Origin of the sequence: Alteromonas sp. PRIM-21, assembly GCF_027563165.1 — a bacterium.
GTDB classification, from domain to species: domain Bacteria; phylum Pseudomonadota; class Gammaproteobacteria; order Enterobacterales; family Alteromonadaceae; genus Alteromonas; species Alteromonas macleodii_A.
Window position 1 is genome coordinate 256,689 of the sequence record NZ_JADOEK010000002.1, and the last position, 21,388, is coordinate 278,076.

The 21,388-nt window shown below is 42.9% G+C and carries 23 protein-coding genes; 7 read left to right on the forward strand and 16 right to left on the reverse strand.

Annotated features, from left to right (window positions below; all coding sequences use genetic code 11):
- Nucleotides 1-100 precede the first annotated feature (100 nt).
- Nucleotides 101-364, forward strand: coding sequence for a hypothetical protein (locus IW644_RS05495; protein ID WP_179984349.1), 264 nt, complete (start codon nt 101-103; stop codon nt 362-364).
- A 77-nt stretch (nt 365-441) separates the two neighbouring features.
- On the opposite strand, the gene IW644_RS05500 is transcribed toward IW644_RS05495, so the two are convergent.
- The 5 genes from IW644_RS05500 to IW644_RS05520 form a co-directional block, all read right to left on the reverse strand.
- Nucleotides 442-1,797 carry a CsgG/HfaB family protein gene (locus IW644_RS05500; protein WP_269916752.1) on the reverse strand — a complete coding sequence of 452 codons (1,356 nt, stop codon included), beginning with the start codon at nt 1,795-1,797 and terminating at the stop codon, nt 442-444.
- A 252-nt stretch (nt 1,798-2,049) separates the two neighbouring features.
- Nucleotides 2,050-3,180: a carboxynorspermidine decarboxylase gene (nspC, locus tag IW644_RS05505; RefSeq protein ID WP_269916753.1), complete on the reverse strand. Its 1,131-nt coding sequence runs from the start codon at nt 3,178-3,180 to the stop codon at nt 2,050-2,052.
- A gap of 188 nt (nt 3,181-3,368) precedes the next feature.
- Nucleotides 3,369-4,571: a saccharopine dehydrogenase family protein gene (locus IW644_RS05510; RefSeq protein ID WP_269916754.1), complete on the reverse strand. Its 1,203-nt coding sequence runs from the start codon at nt 4,569-4,571 to the stop codon at nt 3,369-3,371.
- Nucleotides 4,572-4,800: 229 nt separating this feature from the next.
- Complete coding sequence (locus IW644_RS05515) at nt 4,801-5,211, reverse strand: hypothetical protein (protein WP_269916755.1); 411 nt, start codon at nt 5,209-5,211, stop codon at nt 4,801-4,803.
- A gap of 186 nt (nt 5,212-5,397) precedes the next feature.
- On the reverse strand, nt 5,398-6,435 hold the full coding sequence (locus IW644_RS05520) for an AraC family transcriptional regulator (protein WP_269916756.1): 1,038 nt from the start codon (nt 6,433-6,435) through the stop codon (nt 5,398-5,400).
- A 99-nt stretch (nt 6,436-6,534) separates the two neighbouring features.
- Between IW644_RS05520 and IW644_RS05525 the strand changes: the two genes are divergently transcribed.
- The 3 genes from IW644_RS05525 (at nt 6,535) to add (ending at nt 9,059) form a co-directional block, all read left to right on the forward strand.
- Nucleotides 6,535-6,963, forward strand: a complete 429-nt coding sequence (locus IW644_RS05525) for an SRPBCC family protein (protein WP_269916757.1) — start codon at nt 6,535-6,537, stop codon at nt 6,961-6,963.
- On the forward strand, nt 6,950-7,762 hold the full coding sequence (locus tag IW644_RS05530; protein WP_269916758.1) for a sterol desaturase family protein: 813 nt from the start codon (nt 6,950-6,952) through the stop codon (nt 7,760-7,762). Before IW644_RS05525 ends, IW644_RS05530 begins: the two co-directional genes overlap by 14 nt.
- 283 nt (nt 7,763-8,045) lie before the next feature.
- Entirely contained in the window at nt 8,046-9,059 is a 1,014-nt protein-coding gene (add, locus tag IW644_RS05535; protein WP_269916759.1) for an adenosine deaminase, read from the forward strand.
- A 71-nt stretch (nt 9,060-9,130) separates the two neighbouring features.
- Here add and IW644_RS05540 read toward each other — a convergent pair whose 3' ends face one another.
- Together IW644_RS05540 and IW644_RS05545 are read right to left on the reverse strand one after the other, a co-directional pair.
- Nucleotides 9,131-9,376, reverse strand: a complete 246-nt coding sequence (locus IW644_RS05540; protein WP_118492654.1) for a DUF4282 domain-containing protein — start codon at nt 9,374-9,376, stop codon at nt 9,131-9,133.
- A 173-nt stretch (nt 9,377-9,549) separates the two neighbouring features.
- Nucleotides 9,550-10,470 carry a 1-aminocyclopropane-1-carboxylate deaminase/D-cysteine desulfhydrase gene (locus tag IW644_RS05545; RefSeq protein WP_269916760.1) on the reverse strand — a complete coding sequence of 307 codons (921 nt, stop codon included), beginning with the start codon at nt 10,468-10,470 and terminating at the stop codon, nt 9,550-9,552.
- Between the two features lie 108 nt (nt 10,471-10,578).
- On the opposite strand from IW644_RS05545, the gene IW644_RS05550 reads away from it, so the two are divergent.
- Together IW644_RS05550 and IW644_RS05555 are read left to right on the forward strand one after the other, a co-directional pair.
- Nucleotides 10,579-11,235, forward strand: a complete 657-nt coding sequence (locus IW644_RS05550; RefSeq protein WP_269916761.1) for a chalcone isomerase family protein — start codon at nt 10,579-10,581, stop codon at nt 11,233-11,235.
- Between the two features lie 56 nt (nt 11,236-11,291).
- A complete protein-coding gene (locus IW644_RS05555) occupies nt 11,292-11,852 on the forward strand; it encodes a DUF3833 domain-containing protein (protein ID WP_269916762.1) in 561 nt (186 codons plus the stop codon).
- A gap of 166 nt (nt 11,853-12,018) precedes the next feature.
- On the opposite strand, the gene IW644_RS05560 is transcribed toward IW644_RS05555, so the two are convergent.
- From IW644_RS05560 to aceK, 3 genes are all read right to left on the reverse strand, one after another.
- Entirely contained in the window at nt 12,019-13,434 is a 1,416-nt protein-coding gene (locus IW644_RS05560; protein WP_269916763.1) for a HAMP domain-containing sensor histidine kinase, read from the reverse strand.
- Nucleotides 13,431-14,111, reverse strand: coding sequence for a response regulator transcription factor (locus IW644_RS05565; protein WP_269916764.1), 681 nt, complete (start codon nt 14,109-14,111; stop codon nt 13,431-13,433). Before IW644_RS05565 ends, IW644_RS05560 begins: the two co-directional genes overlap by 4 nt.
- 264 nt (nt 14,112-14,375) lie before the next feature.
- Nucleotides 14,376-16,109: a bifunctional isocitrate dehydrogenase kinase/phosphatase gene (gene aceK, locus IW644_RS05570; protein WP_269916765.1), complete on the reverse strand. Its 1,734-nt coding sequence runs from the start codon at nt 16,107-16,109 to the stop codon at nt 14,376-14,378.
- A 179-nt stretch (nt 16,110-16,288) separates the two neighbouring features.
- Here aceK and IW644_RS05575 point away from each other — a divergent pair, with 179 nt between their 5' ends.
- On the forward strand, nt 16,289-16,687 hold the full coding sequence (locus tag IW644_RS05575; protein ID WP_118492666.1) for a response regulator: 399 nt from the start codon (nt 16,289-16,291) through the stop codon (nt 16,685-16,687).
- A gap of 85 nt (nt 16,688-16,772) precedes the next feature.
- On the opposite strand, the gene arsB is transcribed toward IW644_RS05575, so the two are convergent.
- From arsB to IW644_RS05605, 6 genes are all read right to left on the reverse strand, one after another.
- Nucleotides 16,773-17,813: an ACR3 family arsenite efflux transporter gene (gene arsB / locus IW644_RS05580; RefSeq protein ID WP_269916766.1), complete on the reverse strand. Its 1,041-nt coding sequence runs from the start codon at nt 17,811-17,813 to the stop codon at nt 16,773-16,775.
- 22 nt (nt 17,814-17,835) lie between these two features.
- Nucleotides 17,836-18,510 carry an arsenical resistance protein ArsH gene (arsH, locus tag IW644_RS05585; protein ID WP_442864428.1) on the reverse strand — a complete coding sequence of 225 codons (675 nt, stop codon included), beginning with the start codon at nt 18,508-18,510 and terminating at the stop codon, nt 17,836-17,838.
- A gap of 74 nt (nt 18,511-18,584) precedes the next feature.
- Nucleotides 18,585-19,052 carry an arsenate reductase ArsC gene (locus IW644_RS05590; RefSeq protein ID WP_269916767.1) on the reverse strand — a complete coding sequence of 156 codons (468 nt, stop codon included), beginning with the start codon at nt 19,050-19,052 and terminating at the stop codon, nt 18,585-18,587.
- 134 nt (nt 19,053-19,186) lie between these two features.
- Entirely contained in the window at nt 19,187-19,540 is a 354-nt protein-coding gene (locus tag IW644_RS05595) for a metalloregulator ArsR/SmtB family transcription factor (RefSeq protein ID WP_269916952.1), read from the reverse strand.
- Nucleotides 19,541-19,668: 128 nt separating this feature from the next.
- Nucleotides 19,669-20,358, reverse strand: coding sequence for a hypothetical protein (locus IW644_RS05600; RefSeq protein WP_269916768.1), 690 nt, complete (start codon nt 20,356-20,358; stop codon nt 19,669-19,671).
- 194 nt (nt 20,359-20,552) lie between these two features.
- Entirely contained in the window at nt 20,553-21,320 is a 768-nt protein-coding gene (locus IW644_RS05605; RefSeq protein ID WP_269916769.1) for a hypothetical protein, read from the reverse strand.
- Nucleotides 21,321-21,388: the final 68 nt, after the last annotated feature.

A 21,388-nucleotide genomic window follows, 5' to 3' on the forward strand; every position in this document is an offset into this window, starting at 1 on the left:
CTTGCGTTAAGAAAGATTGATCTTAAGCGTCATCGGCGAAATACAAAGTATTTTGTATGGTAGTCCAAGATAAAGAGACTGGTTACTAAAGGAGACGCAGATGACAAAGACACTTAAAATCACCATGTCTGATGGCAAATGGCTTGTAGATATATTCTCTCAAGCGAATGACTCTGGCGTTTACGATTTAATTCACCCAAATGATGTGACGGACGTTTCATTAAACGAGGGTGAGATGTACGGCTTTCGCTACAGCCTGCAGGGGAAGCCAGGCACAACTTTTAAAATAGAACTCGGTGATGACGTCCTAGCTGAAGGAGAGATTGATAAATCTGAAGCTACTTCGGGTAGTGGTGTGGTATAGCTATAATACGTTACTAGTATCAATAGTATTGAGAGCCGAAGCCGCAATTTGCGGCTTCGGTTAAAACGTATTAAAAACTAAATACCCTCTGGGAACAGACTTTCTTTTGTTACGACCTGTATACTTTCGATAACGTTGCGAACGTCGTCATCAAGCTTTTCATTACGAAGGGCCAAGGCTCTGTTGCGCTCAAAAAGTTCAGTGTGGCTTTCTAAGCGTTTTCCCATTTTTCTCCATGCTTGAACTCTGGCTTCATAAGGCCATGCTTCAAGTTCAATACGGTGAGAATCTAACTGAGTTAGAAGCATGGTAGCGGCTGCCGCTACAGACATTCCACCCGGCCAATTAGGGTTATTATTCTCGGGGTCGAAAGAAACAAACGCAGTCATCATTGGGCCATAGGTTTTAAGCCAGTCATAGTACTTGTTAAAGGCTTTTTCATCATATTCTTCTACATCAAAGTTGTAAGACCTGCGATCTGAGACGGTGACCCTAGAGGGAGTATTGTCAACATAAACGGCAGTGGTTGTTGTTGAGGTGGTTATCGCCGGTGCGTCGGTAGCCTCTGGCATGGCATCATCTGCACCACCCACAGTTAACTTTCCACCTTTACCTAAACCACCTTCAACTTCTTGGGCTTTGTAAGAGCGAAGTGCAACTACCATCTGATTAAAAGAATCAGCAAATGCAGTTACTAGCATTTTGCCTTCAGGTGTCTTCGAGAAGCCCCCAGCGCCGCCTGCGGCTGCGCCAGCAAACATGCCACCAAATAAGCTAAAGTCGTGATTAGCGGCACTGCCTGTTGCAGCAGAAACCTGTACACCCGAGCGGTTATCTATAAGCAGTAACGAGGTAGCCGCTTCATTCTTGCTAAAACCTCCACCAACGATAGAGCCTAATGTACCAAATAGTGCACCTGCTATGGCTTTACCCCCCTGCGTTTTTTCGGCAAACAGTACAGATGGGCTGAGCGTGTAATCAGCTGCTACCATTTGACCGCCCCCAATGTTAGAACCAGAGCGAAGTTGTCCTGATTGCATTAGCTGACGCTCGGTGTTCATTGCATTCATAGCACGACCACGCTCAACAATAACAAAACAGTTAGACTGTTGAATCATTAACCTGATAACAGGGATGGTACTGCCGAGTTTTGGGTAAGTTCTGCGATACTCTGACCACCAGGGCAAACTCGTATCTTCAAAAACACTTAATGTACCGAGTGTTTCGTCACAACTCTCTAGTTGCGCATTATTATTAGAAGCCGTAGCGCCGCCGGCGCCACCACTTACTGCACCAGAACTTCCGCCTCCCATAGAAGGAGTTGTCGACATACAGGCCGTAGTTAAAAGTAGCGCACTAAGCGCAGATACAATAGGTTTGGCATATGTGTGTACTTGAGTTGCACAGTTTGAGCCTAGATTATTCCTTCTCACGATCAATTCCTCTGATAAAGATAAGATATAACCGAGACAGGCAATTATTGATGGTTTGATACAACACCTGAATTCGGTGTTGAACAAAAGACGACGGAGATTAGAGACTCACCTTGAATAGGGCGGTAGGTCGAAATTCCCTTTTGACGACTCAACACCCACAAAATAGCACTAGAGCAGATTGGGAACAAGCTAATTGATCAAATAATGATCAATTAGCTTTTGGTATACTTTTTTAATGAAGGGCTACGTTTAAGACAAACGGCCCTTAAAGTCTTCGTAGCTGAACTCACGAACGAGTTCGAAGTCGCCATTAGCGCGTAAAATACCAATAGCAGGGTGCTCTACACCGTTGAAGAAGGTGGTTTTTACCATGGTATAGTGCATCATATCTTCGAACTGCAAACGAGCGCCTGCTTTTAACGGTGTGTCGAAGGAATAGACATCTATGACGTCACCAGCAAGGCAGGAATTACCGCCAAGCTTCACGTTATGTGCTTTTTCATCTGGCATACCTGCACCTAAAATAGCCGGGCGATAGGGCATTTCTAATACATCAGGCATGTGAGCAGTGGCTGAAATATCTAAAATAGCGATATCCCCGTCATTTTCCACCATATCAACCACTTCGCAAATTAGAGGACCTGTTTGCCACGCAACCGCAGAGCCTGGCTCCAAGATAACGTCTAGGTGTGGGTAACGGGCTTTAAAGTCTTTTAGTGTTTTAATAAGGTGCTCAACATCATAGCCGTCTCGGGTCATAAGATGACCGCCACCTAGGTTCAACCATTTTAATTGACCAAGCCATTTGCCAAAGCGCTTTTCGATAGCTTCAAGGGTGCGTGCAGTAGCAAAAGAATCACACTCACAAAGGTTGTGGCAGTGAAAACCCTCGATACCTGTCAGATCTACGCCTTCTAGGTCACTGGCGCGTATGCCTAAGCGCGAGCCTGGCGCTGCTGGATCGTACAGTGGCGTATCAGCCTCTTGATGCTCAGGGTTTATGCGAAGGCCTAACGAAACGTTAGATAAGGTTTCTTTATGCGTATTCCACTGAGACAAACTATTGAAAGACAGATGATTAACAAGGCTCGCTAGTTCCTTAGCGTCATTAACTTTGTACGCTGGAGAATAAGCATGAACTTCTTTACCCATCTCTGCCGCGAGTTTAGCTTCCCAAACCGAGCTTGCTGTTGCACCGTGTAAATACTGTTTAATAATGTCGAAGCATGACCACATTGAAAAGCCTTTCAGCGCCAGAATGATGCGGGCACCTGATTCGTCTTGAACCCGTTTCATCAGCTCAAGGTTTTTAATTAACTTTTCTTCTTCCAGCACATAGCAAGGAGAGGGAATATCAGTGCGTTGAGTTAAATCGGTCAATGGGTAAAGCTCCAAAAAATAAAACTGCTTACAGCATTAATGAGGTGACTAATGTATTACAGAACAGGTCTTAGCTCAAAAAGGGGCTGACTTGTGCAGTTTAGCAACCTAGGATAATTTGAATGATTTCTAATGCGGTTATAGCACTAACTAAAAAGGGCGCTAAATAAAGCGCCCTTGGGTATCGTTTATTTAGTGAAAGGGCTGCTTTCACATTCAAGAACGTGCCATGGTAGGCCGTGCTCATTGAGCATATCCATGAATGGGTCTGGGTCGAATTGTTCCATGTTCCAAACGCCCGACTCTTTCCACGTACCATTAAGCATAAGCGCCGCGCCAATCATCGCCGGAACACCTGTGGTGTAAGATACGGCTTGCGCGCCTACTTCTTCGTTACATTTCGCGTGGTCACAGTTGTTGTAAATAAAGATAGTTTTTTCTTTGCCATCTTTAATACCTGTAATGTAAGTACCAATGCACGTCATGCCGCTATAACCTTCAGCAAGTGAGCCTGGGTTAGGCAGTACTGCTTTCAAGAACTCTAGTGGTACAATCTTCTGGCCTTGGAATTCAACTGGCTCAATGCTAGTCATGCCAATACCTTCAAGTACACGCAGGTGGTTAAGATAAGCATCGCCAAAGGTCATCCAGAAGCGTGCGCGCTTCAACGTAGGGAAGTGCTTAACAATAGACTCTAGTTCTTCATGGAACATCAAGTAAGACGCACGAACACCAATGTTTTGGTAATCTAAGTCTTCACGTACGCTTAGTGGATCCGTTTCTTTCCACTCACCGTTTTCCCAAAAACGACCGCGCTGAGTAATTTCGCGAATATTGATTTCTGGGTTGAAGTTAGTCGCGAAAGCCTGGCCGTGATCACCGCCATTACAATCCACGATATCAAGGTAGTGAATTTCGTCGAAGTAATGCTTTGCTGCATACGCTGTGTATACGTTTGTTACACCTGGATCGAAGCCACTGCCAAGAAGGGCCATAATGCCTGCGTCTTTGAATTTGTCTTGGTAAGCCCACTGCCATGAGTATTCGAATTTCGCTTCGTCTTTTGGCTCGTAATTGGCTGTGTCTAGGTAATCTGTGTTAGTGGCAAGACATGCATCCATAATAGGCAGGTCTTGATATGGCAACGCTAGGTTGATTACTAGGTCTGGTTTTACTTCGTTAATAAGTGCTTCAACTTCTTTTGCGTTGTCGGCATCAACAGCGAAAACACCCTTAACGCGATCTGCACCTACTTCTTGTTGTAGTGCTTCACACTTAGATACCGTGCGGCTTGCTAAGTAAATTTCGTCGAAATGTTGCGGTAAACGTGCACATTTTTTCACAGTTACCGACGCAACACCGCCAGCACCAATAATTAAAACGCGAGACATAATAACTAATCCCTAATTTTGCTAATGAATTTTGGGCTGAATGCTAGCAGACCAATGGGATTTGGCAAGCAAAGACAGCCTATAAAAGGACAAAAAATTTCAATCGTAATAACGATTGTAAAAGGTAGTGCACACACTGGTAGGCACTACCTCAAAAGACTACTTTAATAACTGATACCGGTCTGTACTAGGTGATTTAAAAAATAACATTTTCCCTACCGCTGTTTCCCTAACGGGTTACAGTATCGATAGGCGGAGAAATTACTACTTTATTGTCTACTTTGTAGTAAGGGTAAAGAATAAGTCGTTCTTCGTGATTTGGTGTTGCAGTTGCAATGGCAATAGCATCAACCGTTTTACTGTCTTGAGTGTTAACTGCCGCAGCATACACTAAGACACTGTAACTGTTTGTATCTGTGGTGGTATCGATTATACGCCACTGAAGCTGTTCAATAAGCTGTGACTCGCGCTTTTTTGTTCCGGTCTCGTCGGCAAATATACAGCCGATGCGACCATTTTCATAAATAGCAGCAAAAGGATAAAACACATCACACACGGGTAACATAAGCTCACATAGATTTAGTGACTTTGATACGAGTGCATTTAACTGCGTTGGCAATGTAACTGGACGGTCGATCATAGCGTATCTCCTGTGAGTTAGCGTTGCTGTACACCTGATAATACCTACGCGTTCCCAGTCACATTAGTTTAATAATCATAATTTTGATAGTAAAAAAATGCCTATTCAGACTAAAAGCTTATAAGGCAGGCATCTTTTCTCGAACCAAAAATAGCGCCTGCGCCGAGGGTTAATAGCGAGACATGGCTACTCTTTTGATATTAGCTGTTTTTGATACTTAAGCGGTGTGGTGGAAAACCACTTTTTAAACACGTGGGTAAAGGATGATTGCTCTTGAAACCCCAGTAAATCTGCGGTGTCGGCAATAGAGTATTGTTTAAGAAGATCGTCTAAACGAGATTTGCGCTCACGATCAAGAATTTGCTGAAAGCTGGTGTTACTTTGCTTCAACTTCCGCTGCAGTGTGCGTGAGCTTATGAACAGCGCTTCAGCCATACGCTTTTGATTACAGCCCTTTAGCGTAGGGTTAGCGTTTAAAAGCGAAACGACTTTGTGGGCGATATCTTCATGAGAATTAAGGTTAAAATGGCGTCTATTGGTTTGAGCAAACCTTTCCTCTTTGCATTCGTTCATCTCTTTTTCTGTCACTTCTATAAGCGCGCTGAACATAGCCTTATTTTCACTGGTAAACGGAACATGCAGTAAGTGTAGGGGAAAAATAATGGCGTTAGTGCGGGCACAATCAATCACCTCGCAGTTAAACCACTGGGCTAACGTATTCTTTTCCAATGTACTTAAAGAGAAAGTAAAGGAAATCGCATTTAATTGGCAGGCCGAACCCAATATTTTATAAACGGTCGCTACCCACGCGGTGGTATTGCGCAATACCATTTGTTTGCAATCTAAGTTTTTAGGCACCCATTCAACACGGGCATTATCAGTCTCAAAAAATACGTTTGTTGTGCCGATGTCCGCGACTAGCGCATCAAACCGAGTAAGCGCCCCTATGGCTTGAGCTAAATTTTCGCAACTTTCAACGAGGTAACCCAACACCCCATAATCTTTTGCCTGAATATGTTTGCCTAACTCAAACCCAAATAATGAATTATTGGTGAGCGATGCACCTTGGTTTAACAACTCGATATAGGCTTCCATGCAAACACGGGGAGAACCTGAAAGTGAGCTATGCTTTTTTGTGAGTCGCGACAGTTCTTTTGTATCAACTTCTAAGCTAGTTAAATAGCTTTCTATACTTTGAATATAGGCAAAAGAAACTGATGGCATAGGTATGTCGCAAAATAACAAAAATCATGACGTATTAACGCAAGATCAAATATGAATGTCAATTTATGCTAATAGCCATGAGAAGAGGACATATCGTAAATGGTTGACGTTCACTACCAAAGAATTATTAATGCAACGCCACAAGAGCTTCGCGATACGCTGCTTGACCACCAGGATTTAAGCGACTTCTTTAACGCTTCGTTTAAGGTATTAAGGGCAGCAAATAATAGTGAAGTAAGTGGCGGAGTGGGCTGCGTGAGAGAAGTGAATATTCTAGGCGTCAGCTTTAAAGAAGAGATTGTGAAAGCAGACACAGGCGGTATTGAATATCGTGTTGTTGATAACTTTCCAGTAAAAGATCATCGGGGAGTTATCAGATTTTTTGCACAGGGTAGCCTAACCAAAGTTTCTTATCGCATTAGCTGTTGCGCGCCTTGGTATATACCCAACTGGCTACTAACACGCCTTTTACAACACGACATAGAGCAATGTTTGAATAAGTTAGGAGCACGTTTTGATCCCCGTTGAACTTATTTTGCTTGGCTTGAGCCCGGTTTTCTTACTATGTGTTTTTGTGGAGTTCAAAAAGGCACGCCAGTTTTATAATGTAAAAGACAGCGTGAATAATGCCTTACTTGCACTGCTTCATCAGGGCTCTGATGCTTTGGTCCTATTACTACTAATGCCTTTGTTTCTATGGCTGCACCAGTTTTCTCTATTTAACATAGAGCTTACGGCAGTATCGCTTTTTGCAGGGTTTATCCTACAAGACTTTTTATACTACTGGTTTCATCGGGCTTCACACAACATACACTGGTTTTGGCTGGCCCATGTGGTGCATCACAGCTCAACAAAAATGAATTTCACCACAGCATTTAGACAAAGTATTTTGTACCCAGTCGTGGGCATGTGGCTGTTCTGGGTGCCAATGATACTTATTGGTTTTTCTCCCAGCCTTGTCTTTGCCATTGTCGCAATAAATCTTGCTTATCAGTTTTTTGTACATACACAAACGATTGGTCATTTAGGCTGGGCAGAGCATATCTTCAACACACCCACTCATCACCGCATTCACCATGCAACCAATAAGCCTTATATCGATAAAAACTACGGTGGGGTGCTTATTATCTGGGATAAGTTATTCGGCACATTTGTTAAAGAAGACAAAACGATATCGATAAAATACGGCATCGTTGGAAAGATGCCTGATGATAACCCCCTAAGCGCTAACTTCAGTCAATTATGTGTGCTTCGTGAACAGCTTCAGCAGGCAAAAGGAATAAAAGCAAAGTTGAAAAGGTTGTTTGGCTATCCTGTTGCAGATTGATGCAATGTCTTTAGTACATCAAAGGTATGACGCAACCAAAACTTTCAGTTTGCACGATTTAATATTCGCTAACGCACCAAGTTAAAGCATGAAGCCGCGCTAGATACAGCGAAGCGGAAATAGAACGTTAACTAAACCCCGTGAATGCTGAGCAAAAGTGAAGTGCCCAGGTTGGTACTTCTCCGGGCGCATTTTTTGCAGTTTGATTCTTTCTAGTTGACAAAATCATGCTCGCCAAGTTTTTACAGAAATTGAAAAGGCGCTCAGTAGTAGTGGAGTTAAAATGAAAGAATTTATAGAAAAAATGCCAAAAGCCGAGCTTCACGTTCATATCGAAGGTACGTTAGAGCCCGAACTAAGTTTTGCTTTGGCACAGAAAAATAAGGTTGCACTAAAAGCAAAAACACCTGAAGAAATGATAAATGCGTATGATTTTTACGATTTACCGTCTTTCCTTGATATTTACTATGCCGGTATGAGCGTACTCATAGAAGAGGACGACTTCTACCAACTCACTATGGCATACCTCAAGAGAGCAGCAGCGCAGAACATAGTTTATGTAGAGCTCTTCTTTGACCCACAGGCTCATACAGTACGAGGTGTGCATTTCGATACCGTTATCAACGGTATACATGCAGCGCAGAAAGATGCGCTTTCTGAATTAGGCATAGAAAGCCAGCTTATCTTATGTTTTTTACGAGACATGTCCGCAGAATCAGCAATGAAGCACTTAAATATGGCTGAGCCTCATCTTGATAAACTAATAGGAGTAGGCCTTGATTCTGATGAGAAAAATAACCCACCATTGAAGTTTGCCGAGGTGTTTTCAAAGGCGCGTGCATGGGGCCTTAAACTGACAATGCACTGTGATGTTAATCAAGACAATACGCTAGAGCACATTCGCCAGGTAATAGAGGATATTAAGGTCGACAGGATTGATCATGGTGTAAATATTCTCGAATCTGATGCTTTATGCGAGCTTGCAAAATCAAAAAAATTGGGGCTAACGGTTTGTCCTGTTTCGAACAAATTTGTAGTTCAATCACTCACCTCTAGTGAATTGAAACAGATGCTGCAAAAAGGGTTACTGCCTAGTATCAATTCGGATGACCCTTCTTATTTTAGAGCTTACTTAAATGAAAACTTGGTAGCGTTACAAGAAGAAGGGCAGTTTAGTAAAGAGGACTTGGTGACGCTCGTTGAGAACAGCTTTAAAACCAGTTGGCTTCCTGAAAATCGTAAACTGGAATATTTAGATACACTAACACGTTATACGGAGACGGTTGAAGCAGCGTGATTTTTAGCTTCAGGTAATTCTTTTATTACTAAGGGTACTGCGTAAAGCAGCACCCTTACTAGGAGATAAAGTTACTCTTTATTCGCAATTTTTTGAAGATTGCTGTGAATTTTGAAGAGAACGATAAGTAGTTCACACCAGATTCTTGCGCCAATACAGCCAGACACGATAATAAATAGGCCGTATACAAAACTCGCGTCGTACCCCACAAACATTGTTGTTACGCCACTTACAACCGACGCTAGAAGCAATAGCCAGTACACGAAAGTGATAATTTTAGGGGTTAGCATTGAGTCGAAGAAGAAAATATCTTTCATAATCATTCCTTGATGAAGTTTGCAGGTAGCAAGCTTTAGTTTATATGCCGCATCCTGCGACAAACTTCTTGTTGTTATCGTTAGTTTATTATTTATGAGTATTGTGAGCATGCTCACAAATTTAGTTGTATCACTCATATGTAGTTAAAACAATGTTTTGTTATAACAAAGTCTTACCTTGCACCTTGTAAACCACCTGTGTGCAGTACGACGATGCGTGAACCGTCTTCAAACTTACTTTTAGCCAGCATATCTTTAACGGCCCAGAAAGCTTTGCCCGAGTAAACTGGCTCTATTTCAAATTCCATAGTGTTATTGAAATCGTTGCAAAAGGTTTGAAGCTCACTTGGCGCTTTGGCGTAGCCACCAAAATGGTAGCTATGATCAATATGCCAATTTGCTTGGTTAGTTATTGGAAGAAATTGCTCAACCAACCCCTCTAGATAGCCTTCACCTTTTAGTACGCCTATGCCAATGGCTTTGCTGCGAGAACGAAAGTCAGTAGCCATTAAACTATTACGTTTATTTAATGCATTTACAATTCCCGCCAATGTGGCGCCGCTTGCGACAGGGGCAACGATAAAATCGAAGTCTACCTCGATTTCATCGACCATATCTTTTATCCCCTGAAGCGCTAGGGCCTGGCTTCCACCTTCAGGAATGATAATCGCATTGGGGAACTCCAGCTTTAGTTCATCTAAATAAGTATTATCGTTACGCTTTTTGTAGGTAATTCTGTTTACATATTCGATGCGAGTCTTCCACTGCATCAAATCCTTAATCATTGGCGATGGTGCAGCACTGTAGTCGCCGCGAATAATGGCGGTAAAGGGAATACCAAGTTTGTAACAAGCAAACCCTAACGCATGAAGGTGGTTAGAAAAGCCGCCGCCGAAACTGATGACGTGGTTTGGCAAAGGGCTAGTTAGTGCATGGCTTAGCTTTCGCCATTTGTTTCCTGACATCACAGCGTGAATAGCATCGTCACGCTTAACATAAAGCGATACCTTGCTTGCACCCTCCCAGTTCGGTTTGAAAGGAATAAGAGGCGAGGGGAGAGTGAGTGACGTTTTAAATTCATCAAGGGAAAGCACGATGAGAGCCTAGGGACAGTTGATCAATTGGACATTGGCAAGAGTATAACCAGATAGAAATTCAATAAAAGACCTGTAATTTTTATTACGCTTTATAAGAGCATTTTTATGGTTACTAAGAAAAACGGTTTTCTACGAAAACCTGTTATTTATACCCCATCATGGTTTCTTCATTACGTAAAAAACGCTAGCGCTTTTTCTACGTCTCACGTTAATAAAACAGCCGCGGCATTCACCTTTGCTATGTTTGTTTCCATATCACTGAGCGGTCTAACCATGTCAAATAACGCCTCTGCGCAAGAGTATGATTCAGAAAACATTAATGAATATGTTCCCAATGCGAAACTAGTGGGGAAAGGCATGTTTTCTTACTACTTTTGGGACGTATATACCGGTGAGCTTTTTGCTTCTGAAGGTAAATACGCTGATAAGCCTCCTTTTGCACTTCGTTTGACCTACCAACGGGATCTTGAAGGAAAAAAGATTGCCGAGCGCTCTATTGATGAAATGAAAAAACAAGGAGATATCGCTGCCGAAGATGCTGATAAATGGCTATCGCTAATGGAGCGTATCTTTCCTGACGTTAGTGAAGGCGATGTCATTACGGGGATCGCAACGAAAGAAGGCACAAGCGTGTTTTACGTAAACGGCGAAAAAGCTGATGAGATAAGTGACAAAACTTTTACGCAGCGTTTTTTTGATATCTGGTTAAGTGATGAAACGTCGGAACCTAAGTTTAGAAAAAAGTTACTCGGAAAAGATTAGCTTAGTGATTTTATAGAAATAAAACCAAGCAGGGTTAGTTGAGCAGGATAAGTAAAATGATAAAAAATATGATGAAGTTATGTTTAGGAGTAGGGTTTGCAGCATTGACCATGGTAGGGCTATCTGGATGTTCTGTGTCAGTCGATGGTGAAGACTATCAGTCGGTATCTCCGGTTTTCGATATTGAGCAGTTTTTCGATGGAAACGTTAAGGCGTGGGGCATAGTACAAAACCGCTCAGGTGAGGTGGTACAAAGGTTTGTGGTAAACATTGATGGCTCAATAGAGGGCGATACCCTGACACTTGATGAAAGCTTTGAATATGGGGTTGGCGAAGGTCCAAAATCCCGCACATGGACTATTGTAAAGCAGAGCGATGGCACCTTTGTAGGCAAAGCGAGTGATATTGAAGGGCCTGCAAAAGGCACCAGCTACGGCAATGCATTTAATTTTCACTACGAGATGGATTTACCGGTAGACGATACGACCTATTCAGTAACGTTTGATGACTGGTTTTGGGCTTTCGATGACACTACCATGATGAACCGTTCGTACATTCGTAAGTTCGGTATTGTGATGGCCGAAGTTACTATTTTTATGCAGAAGCAAACTGATTGATAATTTGCAATTATAGCTCTGGAATGCTCGCCGATCTGGAAATTTTGCTGACCTGTATTATCTATAGGTCAGCATTCGGAAAAAGAAAAAGAAGAGTAAATTTGACGAGTACAACTTAGCGCACTTGGTATCTAGATAGTACCTATTTTTTACTGAGTCAGACTAGCTAATTTTGACGCAGACTAATGGGAAAACAAAAAACAACACCCAGCCCGTTTCCGTGCATTAACGGGTCGTGTACAAACCAAGTTTGACCATCGTGCAGCTTCACTATTGCCGAGACAAGCGATAAGCCTAACCCATTCCCTTTGCTTGTTCTGCTGCCATCAGCGCGATAAAAACGACGCTCTAAATTTAAAATTTCGTGCTCGCCAACGCCTATTCCTGCGTCATTAACGGCAATAACAATATGGCGAGGTGTAGTCGTTAGCTGTACAGTAACCATACTATCCTCATTCGAGTACTTGATAGCATTGTCTAATACGTTGGCTACGGCTTGGAAAAGTAAGTTAGGGTCGGCAAGCATAGTAACGCTTTCAAGCTGACTGGACAGCTGAATGTTACGCTCCTCGGCTAGGGGATGATAAAGGTCGACCACGTCTTCTACAATAGCTCTGGCATCGGTACTACAGAAACCCTCTTTCTTATTCGTGGTTTCAAGACCGCTTATGCGCAATAAACTATTAAACATATTCAGAAGGTTATCTGCTTCTTGTGTAGTGTCTTCTCGAAGCTGATCGTCTTCAATTCTTTCTAGCGTGTTACGAAGCCTTGAAAGCGGTGTGCGCAGGTCGTGAGCAATACTGTCTGTGACTGACTTGATGTTATTGACCGAGCTTTCAATGGTGTCCAGCATTTGATTGAAAACGAAAGAAAGACTGCTGAGGTCGTCCCAATTGCTATCAATCTCTAGCCGTTCTTCAAGGTTGCCAGTCTTTATAATCTTATCGGCAGTTTGAGACATGCGGTTAATTCGATTGACCACATACACGGCAATAGCGAAGCTTAGAATACTTAAGGCACAAAGCAACACGACAATGATCCAGCTAAAGGTTTTGCCAAACCACTGCGCGCTATATAAGTCATCGATACCACGCCCAACATAGAGGGTATAGTCCCCAAGTACATCTTCCCTCATCAATGCTTGGCGCAAGGTTTTCCTTGATGAGCTGTTAGGTCGAGTAATAACAATTTCTGCAGTATCAAAGTTGGCCCCTTTGTGCCGCTCTAATACCAGTGGGATAGATGCTAAGTTCCCCGCAACTACTTGCTCATCTTTGCTCAGTACGACAAATGACCGCAAATTTTCGAATGAAGAAGAGGGTGTTTTCGCGCCAGAAGGAGGTTGGTTATTGTCGCTTATAATGGCCGACTTAACGGCATCAATACCTAGGTTTTCATAAAGCGTTACAAGCGCGTTCGCTTTGGCATTAACGGCAGCATTAGACTCAGAAATGAACAAGTCGCTGCTCGTTAATCGCCAAAAATAAACAATTAAAACAATGGCAATACAAGCAAGAGTGGTGAGCAATACGCCTACGCGAAAACTAGAACTACGCGTAAAGTCGCGTATTGCTATCATGCAAGCCCGTCCGCTATGCGGTAGCCCGTTCCTCTTACCGTTTCAATAAGTGGCACATTGAACGCTTTATCCACTTTCTGACGCAGGCGGCTAATGTGAACATCAATCACGTTAGTTTGGGGGTCGAAATGATAATTCCAAACCTGTTCAAGCAACATGCTTCGCGTCACAACTTTACCTTTATGACGAAGTAGACATTCAAGCAGTTGGAATTCCTTTGATTGAAGGTCAATTTCTTGATCGCCACGCAATACTTTACGGTTAACCAAGTCTAGCGTTAGATCGCCAACTTTTATCAAGGTTTTGTCTTCGCTTTCTTTATTGCGACCAGCCAAACCTTCTACGCGAGCAAGTAGTTCCTCAAAGGCGAACGGTTTGGTTAGGTAGTCGTTAGCGCCGGTGCGAAGGCCTTTGACCTTATCTTCAACTTGGCTCTTGGCGCTTAGTAATAAAACAGGTGTCGTGTTACCTTCTTCGCGAAGCTTCTCAAGCACAGTGAAACCATCGAGTTCGGGTAACATTACGTCTAGGATTACCGCGTCTAGTTCGTTACTAGCGGCTTGCTGGTAGCCTGATGTTCCATCACCTACAGTAATACATTCATGCCCTTCGCCCAATAGTCCATTTGCAATGTGCGAGGCAACCTTTGGATCATCTTCTACAAGTAGCACTTTCATTATCAGGATTCTTCTGTTTATCTATATTCACACACTTGTCTGGCGTTGCTGATACCTATATGCGGTATTTAACAAGCAGCAGGCGAGAGCAAGCAGTCAAAAAGCAATATCGCTTTGCCTCTTTTACGAGCTATATGTCTTAAAACGATCACTTTTAAGCTTTTTCGCATGTAGCTAAAATTTGTCCTTGTATATAAAGCTCTTTGTCCCCTCGAACGTTGGGTTAAGGTGATAGGAAAGATGCTATTTATTCGCGCTTTCAACCTATTCACCTTTGTCAAAACGCATGCTTGGGTTATAAGGGGTAAAATGCTGCACATCTCCACGGGCACACTTCTTTTGTACGCCGTGCCAGTACTCAGGTGTCATTAAGTCGCCGTGCAATGACTTAAGTATATCTTTGAACTTTCGCTTACCAACGATGAAGTGCTCAAATTGTTCAGGAAATACGTCGTTAGGTGCTACTGAGAGTGTATCAATAGCATAGGGGTCATCGGATTTTGGCAACTCCCTGAAATTACGCTCGTTCATTAAACAAATTTCATCATAGTCATAGAAGATCACGCGGCCGTGACGGGTAATACCAAAGTTTTTATGCAGCATATCGCCGGGAAAGATATTTGCCATGGCAATTTGCTTAATACATAAACCCAGCTCATCAAGCGCACGGGTTATTTTTTCATCGTCGGTTTCTTCTTGAAGGTATATATTTAGCGGCGTCATTTTCCGCTCAATGTACATGTGCTTGATGATAAGTTCTGTCTCAGTAAATTCTAAACTCGATGCACAAGTTTCCTTTAGTTCTTCAATAAGCTCGGGTTCAATTCTATCTAATGGGAACCTAAAATTAACGTATTCATGGGTGTCAGCCATTCGGCCAACACGATCTGACATCTTCACTAACTTGTAGCATTCTTTTACGTGCTCACGAGTGATTTTCTTACTTTCTGCAAATTCATCTTTGATAATTTTAAAAACAACACCGTAAGAGGGGAGATGGAAAACCATCATCACCAACCCTCGGATGCCCGGCGCAGCTTCGAACTTGTCACTCGATTCGTCCATATGCTGTAAGAAATTCCGATAAAACACCGTTTTACCGTGTTTGTAATGCCCCATAGACATATACAGTTCAAAGTGTTTTTTATTCGGCAATAACTCTTGTAAAAAAGCGGCAACCTCGGCCGGGTTTTGTGTGTCGGCCATAAAATAGCTACGGGCAAAACCAAAAATGACGCTTAGATCTTTGCGGTCGGTCAGAAGGGCATCAACGAACATATGTGGCTCGTTGTATCTTCGCATGGCGATGACAAACGGCAGGGTTTCGTCAGGCATACAAATGCGACCAATCAAATAAGCCGCTTTACCACGAAAAAAAGTAGGCTTAAGGATCTCAACGGCTTGTACACTGGCTAGTTGCTCTTTGTTTAATCGTGCGCGCAAGGCCGTCTCGAGGTTTTGTAAGTCCCGTTCAAAGTTTTCAAACGGAATATTGTATCGATAAATTTTGAATATCGACTCGTACATCTCACGTACGGTAGTGGTGGTGTCAAAGCTGTTGACTACTTTGTCTCTGTCTTGCCCAGGCAAAAAGCAGCGGCTAGGCAGCACAAACATCATGTCGTTGTCTATTTTTCTGTGCTTAAACAAGCGGCCAATCACTGAGTTATAAAAGGTTTCGGCCAATTCAAACTGCGGGTGGCCTTCAAGCTGTAGCGCAAACACTTTTTTAAGCTCTTGCCAGAAAGCATCATCTTTTTGGTGGACCTGAGTAAGCTGATAAATTTCGGCAACAGCATCTGAAAGGCTTTGTTCATAAATAGTAATGCGCTCTTTAGAGGCTAGCTGAGTTTCTTTCCAATTACCCTTTTCAAATCTTTCTTGAGCGCCCCGTGTAATTCGGGTGAACCACCGGTAACTCTTATCGAAATGAGACAGAATCTGATAGGCAACTTTTCTCACCAAGTTTTTGTCCTGGCTTGCAGCTAACTCTTGCATAGGGATGTTTTCCTTTTTTATTACGCCTTATATCTACCACAAAACATGCTATTAAGAGAGGGGAGTTTGGTGTAGTTATCGAGTAAGTAGCCAATAATTCTATGTTTTTATTATTTTCTTATACTTTCGTTTAATGTATTCTAATGGTGGATTAGTAACCAATTATAAGATTGTAGTTGATGGGTTTTAATATTCTAATTTGTGACGATTCAGCGCTTGCACGGAAAATGGCTAGAAGTAACTTGCCTAGTGGGTTCGCTGAAGCTATTTATGAAGTGTCAAATGGTATGGACGCTCTAGAAGTATTAGCACATCATACTATTGACCTTGTATTATTAGATTTAACAATGCCTGTGCTGGGCGGTCTCAGCGTGTTGAGCGAAATTAAACGCCGCAAACTTGAGACTTTTGTCATTGTTATTTCAGGTGATATTCAGCCATTGATGCAAGAGAAAGTGATGTCATTGGGCGCATTAGGTTTTATTGAAAAGCCAATTAAGCGCGACGAACTTACGTCGGTTCTACAACGCTTTGGTTTCATTCTTCCCGATACTTATAAAACGCCAATTGCGGTTTAAGAATTTAAAAAATGAAAAGGGCGAGCCATAGGCTCGCCTTTTTTATTTCCGCGATTTCACCGGTACAGGTTTTTAAAAATACTGTTTAGTCAAACCAGTGGCGAGTTTTGTTGGCAAACCATACTAGCGAAAGCATAACGGGCACTTCAACTAATACACCCACCACAGTGGCAAGTGCAGCGCCGCTGTGTAAACCAAATAGTGAAATGGCTACGGCTACCGCCAACTCGAAAAAGTTCGATGTACCAATCATACATGCCGGTGCAGCTACATTGTGCGGCAGCTTCATACGCTTTGCGGCAAAGTAGGCAATAGCAAAAATACCGTAAGTTTGTATCAGCAGGGGGATCGCAATAAGCACGATATCCTGGGGCTGCGATAATATAGTTTCTGCTTGAAGGCCAAACAAAATAACAATAGTAAGCAGCAAGCCAATTACTGAAAACGGTTTAAATTTACTTACTAGCGCGTCGACCGCGTCATTTCCTGAACCTAGTTTCTGCGTGCTGTTGTTTTTGTTTTCCAAGTGGCGGCGCGTGATATAACCCGCTACCAATGGCAATACTACATAGAGGGCTACAGACAGTAGCAGCGTGTCCCACGGAACCGTGATGTCTGTTACACCCAACAGCATAGCGGTAAGCGGGGCAAAGGCAACGACCATAATCAAGTCGTTAATTGATACCTGAACTAGGGTGTAGTTAGCATCTCCTTTGGTAAGGTGGCTCCATACAAAAACCATGGCAGTACAAGGAGCGACGCCAAGTAAAATCATACCTGCAATGTATTCAGTGGCAGTTTGCGGGTCTACCCAGTCGGCAAAAATACCTTTAAAGAATAGCCAGCCTAATAGCGCCATAGTGAAAGGCTTGATAAGCCAGTTAACCACAAGGGTTAGCACCAGGCCTTTTGGCTTTTTACCCACATCTTTAATAGAGCCAAAGTCTATTTGCACCATCATTGGGTATATCATTAGCCAAATAAGTACAGCCACTACAAGGTTTACGTGTGCATATTCAAGCGCTGCAATAGACTCGAATAGGCCAGGCAAAGCATAGCCTAGGCCCACACCTGCAATAATGCAAAGGCCAACCCACACTGATAAATAACGTTCAAAGAAACCCATTTCTGCTTACCTTGTCTCAGTTTTACAACGATTTTTGATTAACACGTTTGCTTACTTCCTCTGCGCTTTCAACGCGCTCAGAGTAGCGATCAACAAGAAAGTCTTTGTTGTCGCGGGTAAGCAATGTGAATTTCACCAGTTCTTCAACTACATCCACAATGCGGTTGTAGTAAGGTGACGGCTTCATGCGACCATCGTCTTCAAATTCTAAAAACGCTTTTGCCACAGAAGACTGGTTAGGGATGGTTAGCATGCGCATCCAGCGTCCTAAAATACGCATTTGATTTACCGCATTGAATGATTGTGAACCGCCTGATACCTGCATAATGGCCAGCGTTTTGCCTTGAGTAGGGCGCACGCCACCAAGACTAAGCGGTACCCAGTCGATCATACTTTTCATAATGCCGGTCATGCTGCCGTGACGCTCAGGTGAGCACCAAATTTGACCTTCAGACCACATCATAAGCTCGCGTAGCTCCTTAACTTTCGGATGTGAATCATCTTCAGTATCTGGCTGCGGCAAACCGCGAGGGTCAAAAATTTTGGCCTCTGCGCCAAAGTATTCAAGCAAACGCGCTGACTCTTCTATAACTAGACGGCTGTAAGAGCGCTCTCTAAGCGAACCGTAAAGTAACAAAATGCGCGGCTTGTGATCTGAAAACCTTGATGCAAAGTTAGCCATAATCGGCTTGTGCATTTGCTCCATTACTGCGTTATCAGAGGGGCTTTCAGCTGTTGATATTTTCTGTTCCATTGATTTACCTTTACTCTTTACTGGGCGCCTAGTTTTGATAGCGCCTCTTTAAACGCTGTTTTATCTAAGTTTTTCTCAGCAAGCTCTGCTAATGCCGCCACACGCTTTTCAATAATATCGATGGTGTTGTTGAATGCTTCGGCTTTTTCTTGTTCGCTACCTTCTAACTTAGATGGGTCTTCTAAGCCCCAGTGCACCTTAAGTGATTTGCCGAAATAAACGGGGCATGATTCACCCGCCGCTGAATCACAAACGGTGACGACAAGATCAGCGTCATAATCTTCAAATTCATCCCATGACTGGCTTTGAAGTCCGTTTGTATCAAATCCGCGCTCTGCAAGGTATTTAAGAGAAAGAGGGTGTACTTCACCGACAGGCTGGCTGCCAGCACTACGCGCTTCTACATTACCGTTAGAAGCGTTAGTGATGGCTTCGCAAAGAATACTGCGGCAACGGTTGTGCGTACAAATGTATAAAATTTTCATATAAAAACCTTATTTAAATGGCTGACGCTATTTTGAATAGCTATCAAAAAGTTGAAAAAATATTGAAAAATAGAAAACTGGCGGCTTACCAAGATGCAATCATCACTATTGATTTGCACCACACTACGTAGGAGTTAGCAATTCTCGCAGGACAAATTCGCTAATGCCTCTTCGATGTATGCACTATTATTCGACGCCGTGTTTTTGATAACGTCTAGTGCCCAAGCAGGTAAGTCAGGATGAAGTTGGTAATACACCCATTTGCCCTTACGGGTATCGAGCACTAAACCGCATTTACGTAAATCTGCAAGGTGTCGCGAAATTTTCGGCTGGCTTAGTTGAAGCGCATCGGTGAGGTCGCACACGCATAGCTCGCCTTTTACGCTAAGCATGAGTAGCGTCTTCAAGCGAGTGTCTTCTGACAGGCATTTAAAAAATGCTAGGGGCGCTAATTGCGCGGGTTCACAACAATTCGACATAAAAATCATCACATATGAAATTTCGTATGTGATGCATCGTATATGAAATTCCGTATGTGTCAATAACGCATCTGAAATTTCATATATGTGTAATAGGAATGAAGTGGTTTAAAAGCTAACTAAGGGATCGCTTAAATTCATTGGCTTTCAGGAACGGCGGCCTCAAATGACATCGCTACTTGTTTGCCGTTTACCCCATTGTAGTGGGTGATAACTTCGTTCATAAAGGCGTACCATGTAGGGTTGGGGTGCCAAATGGCCATAAGGTCTGTTTTTGCGGTTTGTTCACTTTCACCCAGTACGTTAATTCTATAAAGGTAGGTAAAAGCAGCCCCCCGCCAATTCAGTTTACAGTGAGTGAGTACCTTGTCCTTCTTAACATCTACGCTTTGCATAAATGCCGCGTAATTTAAAAAGTTAGCCAACGTAGGAGCTTCCCAATCAACGGGCACATTAAAGTAGTCGAGGCCTAATTCTGAGGTAGTTAAAATCTCACTCGATCGATTTCCTGGGATCAAATCTATAACGTGTGTCACCCCTTCCTCTTTTAGCAAAGAAAGGTGAGAGGCATCAGGCAAGCCTGAAGAGTACATAAAGGGCGCGTTTTTTTGGTAGTTGGTGAGCGTTGCAAGTGTGGGGGTGGTATTCATTTGCACTTGGTCACTGGTTTGCGGTGTTGAATTGTCTTCATGATATGCGTTCGCATGTGCACTTAAACCTAGCCCTAAGCTAATACAGGCCGCACTAACAGCGAGACTGCGCTTAGACGTTTGAAATGATGATGTGCCTTTCAATATTTTAAGTGCTGCTGATTGGTGCTTTTTCATAATTTAGTGCTCGATGTTCACACTGGTTAGTGGTGGCGTTATTGCCATTTCTTACGTTACACATTTGATTGTGTGTTGTCCAAACGGTAAAGCCTCAGTTTTGCATTTAGCGCCCGTTGAGCTTTGATATACAGCAAAGGTCAACAGGCCCAAGATTAGCATTGATAACAGCCGTTAAATTTTGGGTTAAGCCCTCAGCTTTTTACCGCCTTAGGCTTCAAAGAAGGCGACTTATTAATAGACGACTTTGGTTTGTACTTACAGCTAAGCCAGATTGAAAAAGGAACGCCTATAAGAGCAGGTAGAATCCAACTGACAATTTGCAGTGACGGCGAGCCTTCAAATAATGCGCGTCCTCCAAAGGCAAAAAATGCGGTATATGCACCAATACCAGAGCCGATGATATGCCCAATGTGTTCAGTCACCCACGAACCTGCAACGATGTCTTTTTGATAAACATAGCGCCCAATACCAATGGCATTTAACAGCGCAATAGGGGCAAAGATACAAGTTAGCGTGATGCCGTACGTAATGCCCTGATACAACGCAATAGAAGCGACGACAAAAAGCAGTACGGGTAGCCATAGATACTCGATAGTACGCAGCTGCTCAAGATTTTGCTTCGCTTTAAGCACCGCTACGGAATGCTTTATGTTGTTCCATACCAACAGGCTTAACATCAGCAAAAAGAGATATTGACCTCTAAGGTATGCAGTGAAATATGCAACAGACTCAAAGTGCTCAGGTATTGTTGGGTAGATGACTAGTGGAAAAAACAACACCATGGTAGAACTGATAACGCCACTAATAGACGTAATTAGCATCGCTTTTATGTAGTAACCGCCAAATTGCTTGTGGGCTTTTCCGCCCTTTTTCGTAAGACTAGGCACCCAAAACAGTATAAGTGACAGAGCACCCGTTAAAATATGAAGCGTTACTATAAAGCCGTGAATTGTTTGCATCTTGCTTTCCTTTGGCAATGAACAAAATTGTAGGTTTATAGTGATAACTTCACGAGATTGACAACAGT

What these genes read in the sequence shown, in the direction of transcription:
- IW644_RS05515 (WP_269916755.1), bottom strand. Translation starts at nt 5,211, where the DNA reads ATGATCGACCGTCCAGTTACATTGCCAACGCAGTTAAATGCACTCGTA.
- IW644_RS05575 (WP_118492666.1), top strand. Translation starts at nt 16,289, where the DNA reads ATGGGTTTTAATATTCTAATTTGTGACGATTCAGCGCTTGCACGGAAA.
- IW644_RS05560 (WP_269916763.1), bottom strand. Translation starts at nt 13,434, where the DNA reads ATGATAGCAATACGCGACTTTACGCGTAGTTCTAGTTTTCGCGTAGGC.
- arsH (WP_442864428.1), bottom strand. Translation starts at nt 18,510, where the DNA reads ATGCACAAGCCGATTATGGCTAACTTTGCATCAAGGTTTTCAGATCAC.
- IW644_RS05540 (WP_118492654.1), bottom strand. Translation starts at nt 9,376, where the DNA reads ATGAAAGATATTTTCTTCTTCGACTCAATGCTAACCCCTAAAATTATC.
- IW644_RS05510 (WP_269916754.1), bottom strand. Translation starts at nt 4,571, where the DNA reads ATGTCTCGCGTTTTAATTATTGGTGCTGGCGGTGTTGCGTCGGTAACT.
- IW644_RS05590 (WP_269916767.1), bottom strand. Translation starts at nt 19,052, where the DNA reads ATGAAAATTTTATACATTTGTACGCACAACCGTTGCCGCAGTATTCTT.
- arsB (WP_269916766.1), bottom strand. Translation starts at nt 17,813, where the DNA reads ATGGGTTTCTTTGAACGTTATTTATCAGTGTGGGTTGGCCTTTGCATT.
- IW644_RS05495 (WP_179984349.1), top strand. Translation starts at nt 101, where the DNA reads ATGACAAAGACACTTAAAATCACCATGTCTGATGGCAAATGGCTTGTA.
- IW644_RS05605 (WP_269916769.1), bottom strand. Translation starts at nt 21,320, where the DNA reads ATGCAAACAATTCACGGCTTTATAGTAACGCTTCATATTTTAACGGGT.
- IW644_RS05550 (WP_269916761.1), top strand. Translation starts at nt 10,579, where the DNA reads ATGGTTACTAAGAAAAACGGTTTTCTACGAAAACCTGTTATTTATACC.
- aceK (WP_269916765.1), bottom strand. Translation starts at nt 16,109, where the DNA reads ATGCAAGAGTTAGCTGCAAGCCAGGACAAAAACTTGGTGAGAAAAGTT.
- IW644_RS05600 (WP_269916768.1), bottom strand. Translation starts at nt 20,358, where the DNA reads ATGAAAAAGCACCAATCAGCAGCACTTAAAATATTGAAAGGCACATCA.
- IW644_RS05525 (WP_269916757.1), top strand. Translation starts at nt 6,535, where the DNA reads ATGGTTGACGTTCACTACCAAAGAATTATTAATGCAACGCCACAAGAG.
- IW644_RS05555 (WP_269916762.1), top strand. Translation starts at nt 11,292, where the DNA reads ATGATAAAAAATATGATGAAGTTATGTTTAGGAGTAGGGTTTGCAGCA.
- IW644_RS05565 (WP_269916764.1), bottom strand. Translation starts at nt 14,111, where the DNA reads ATGAAAGTGCTACTTGTAGAAGATGATCCAAAGGTTGCCTCGCACATT.
- IW644_RS05595 (WP_269916952.1), bottom strand. Translation starts at nt 19,540, where the DNA reads ATGATTTTTATGTCGAATTGTTGTGAACCCGCGCAATTAGCGCCCCTA.
- add (WP_269916759.1), top strand. Translation starts at nt 8,046, where the DNA reads ATGAAAGAATTTATAGAAAAAATGCCAAAAGCCGAGCTTCACGTTCAT.
- IW644_RS05520 (WP_269916756.1), bottom strand. Translation starts at nt 6,435, where the DNA reads ATGCCATCAGTTTCTTTTGCCTATATTCAAAGTATAGAAAGCTATTTA.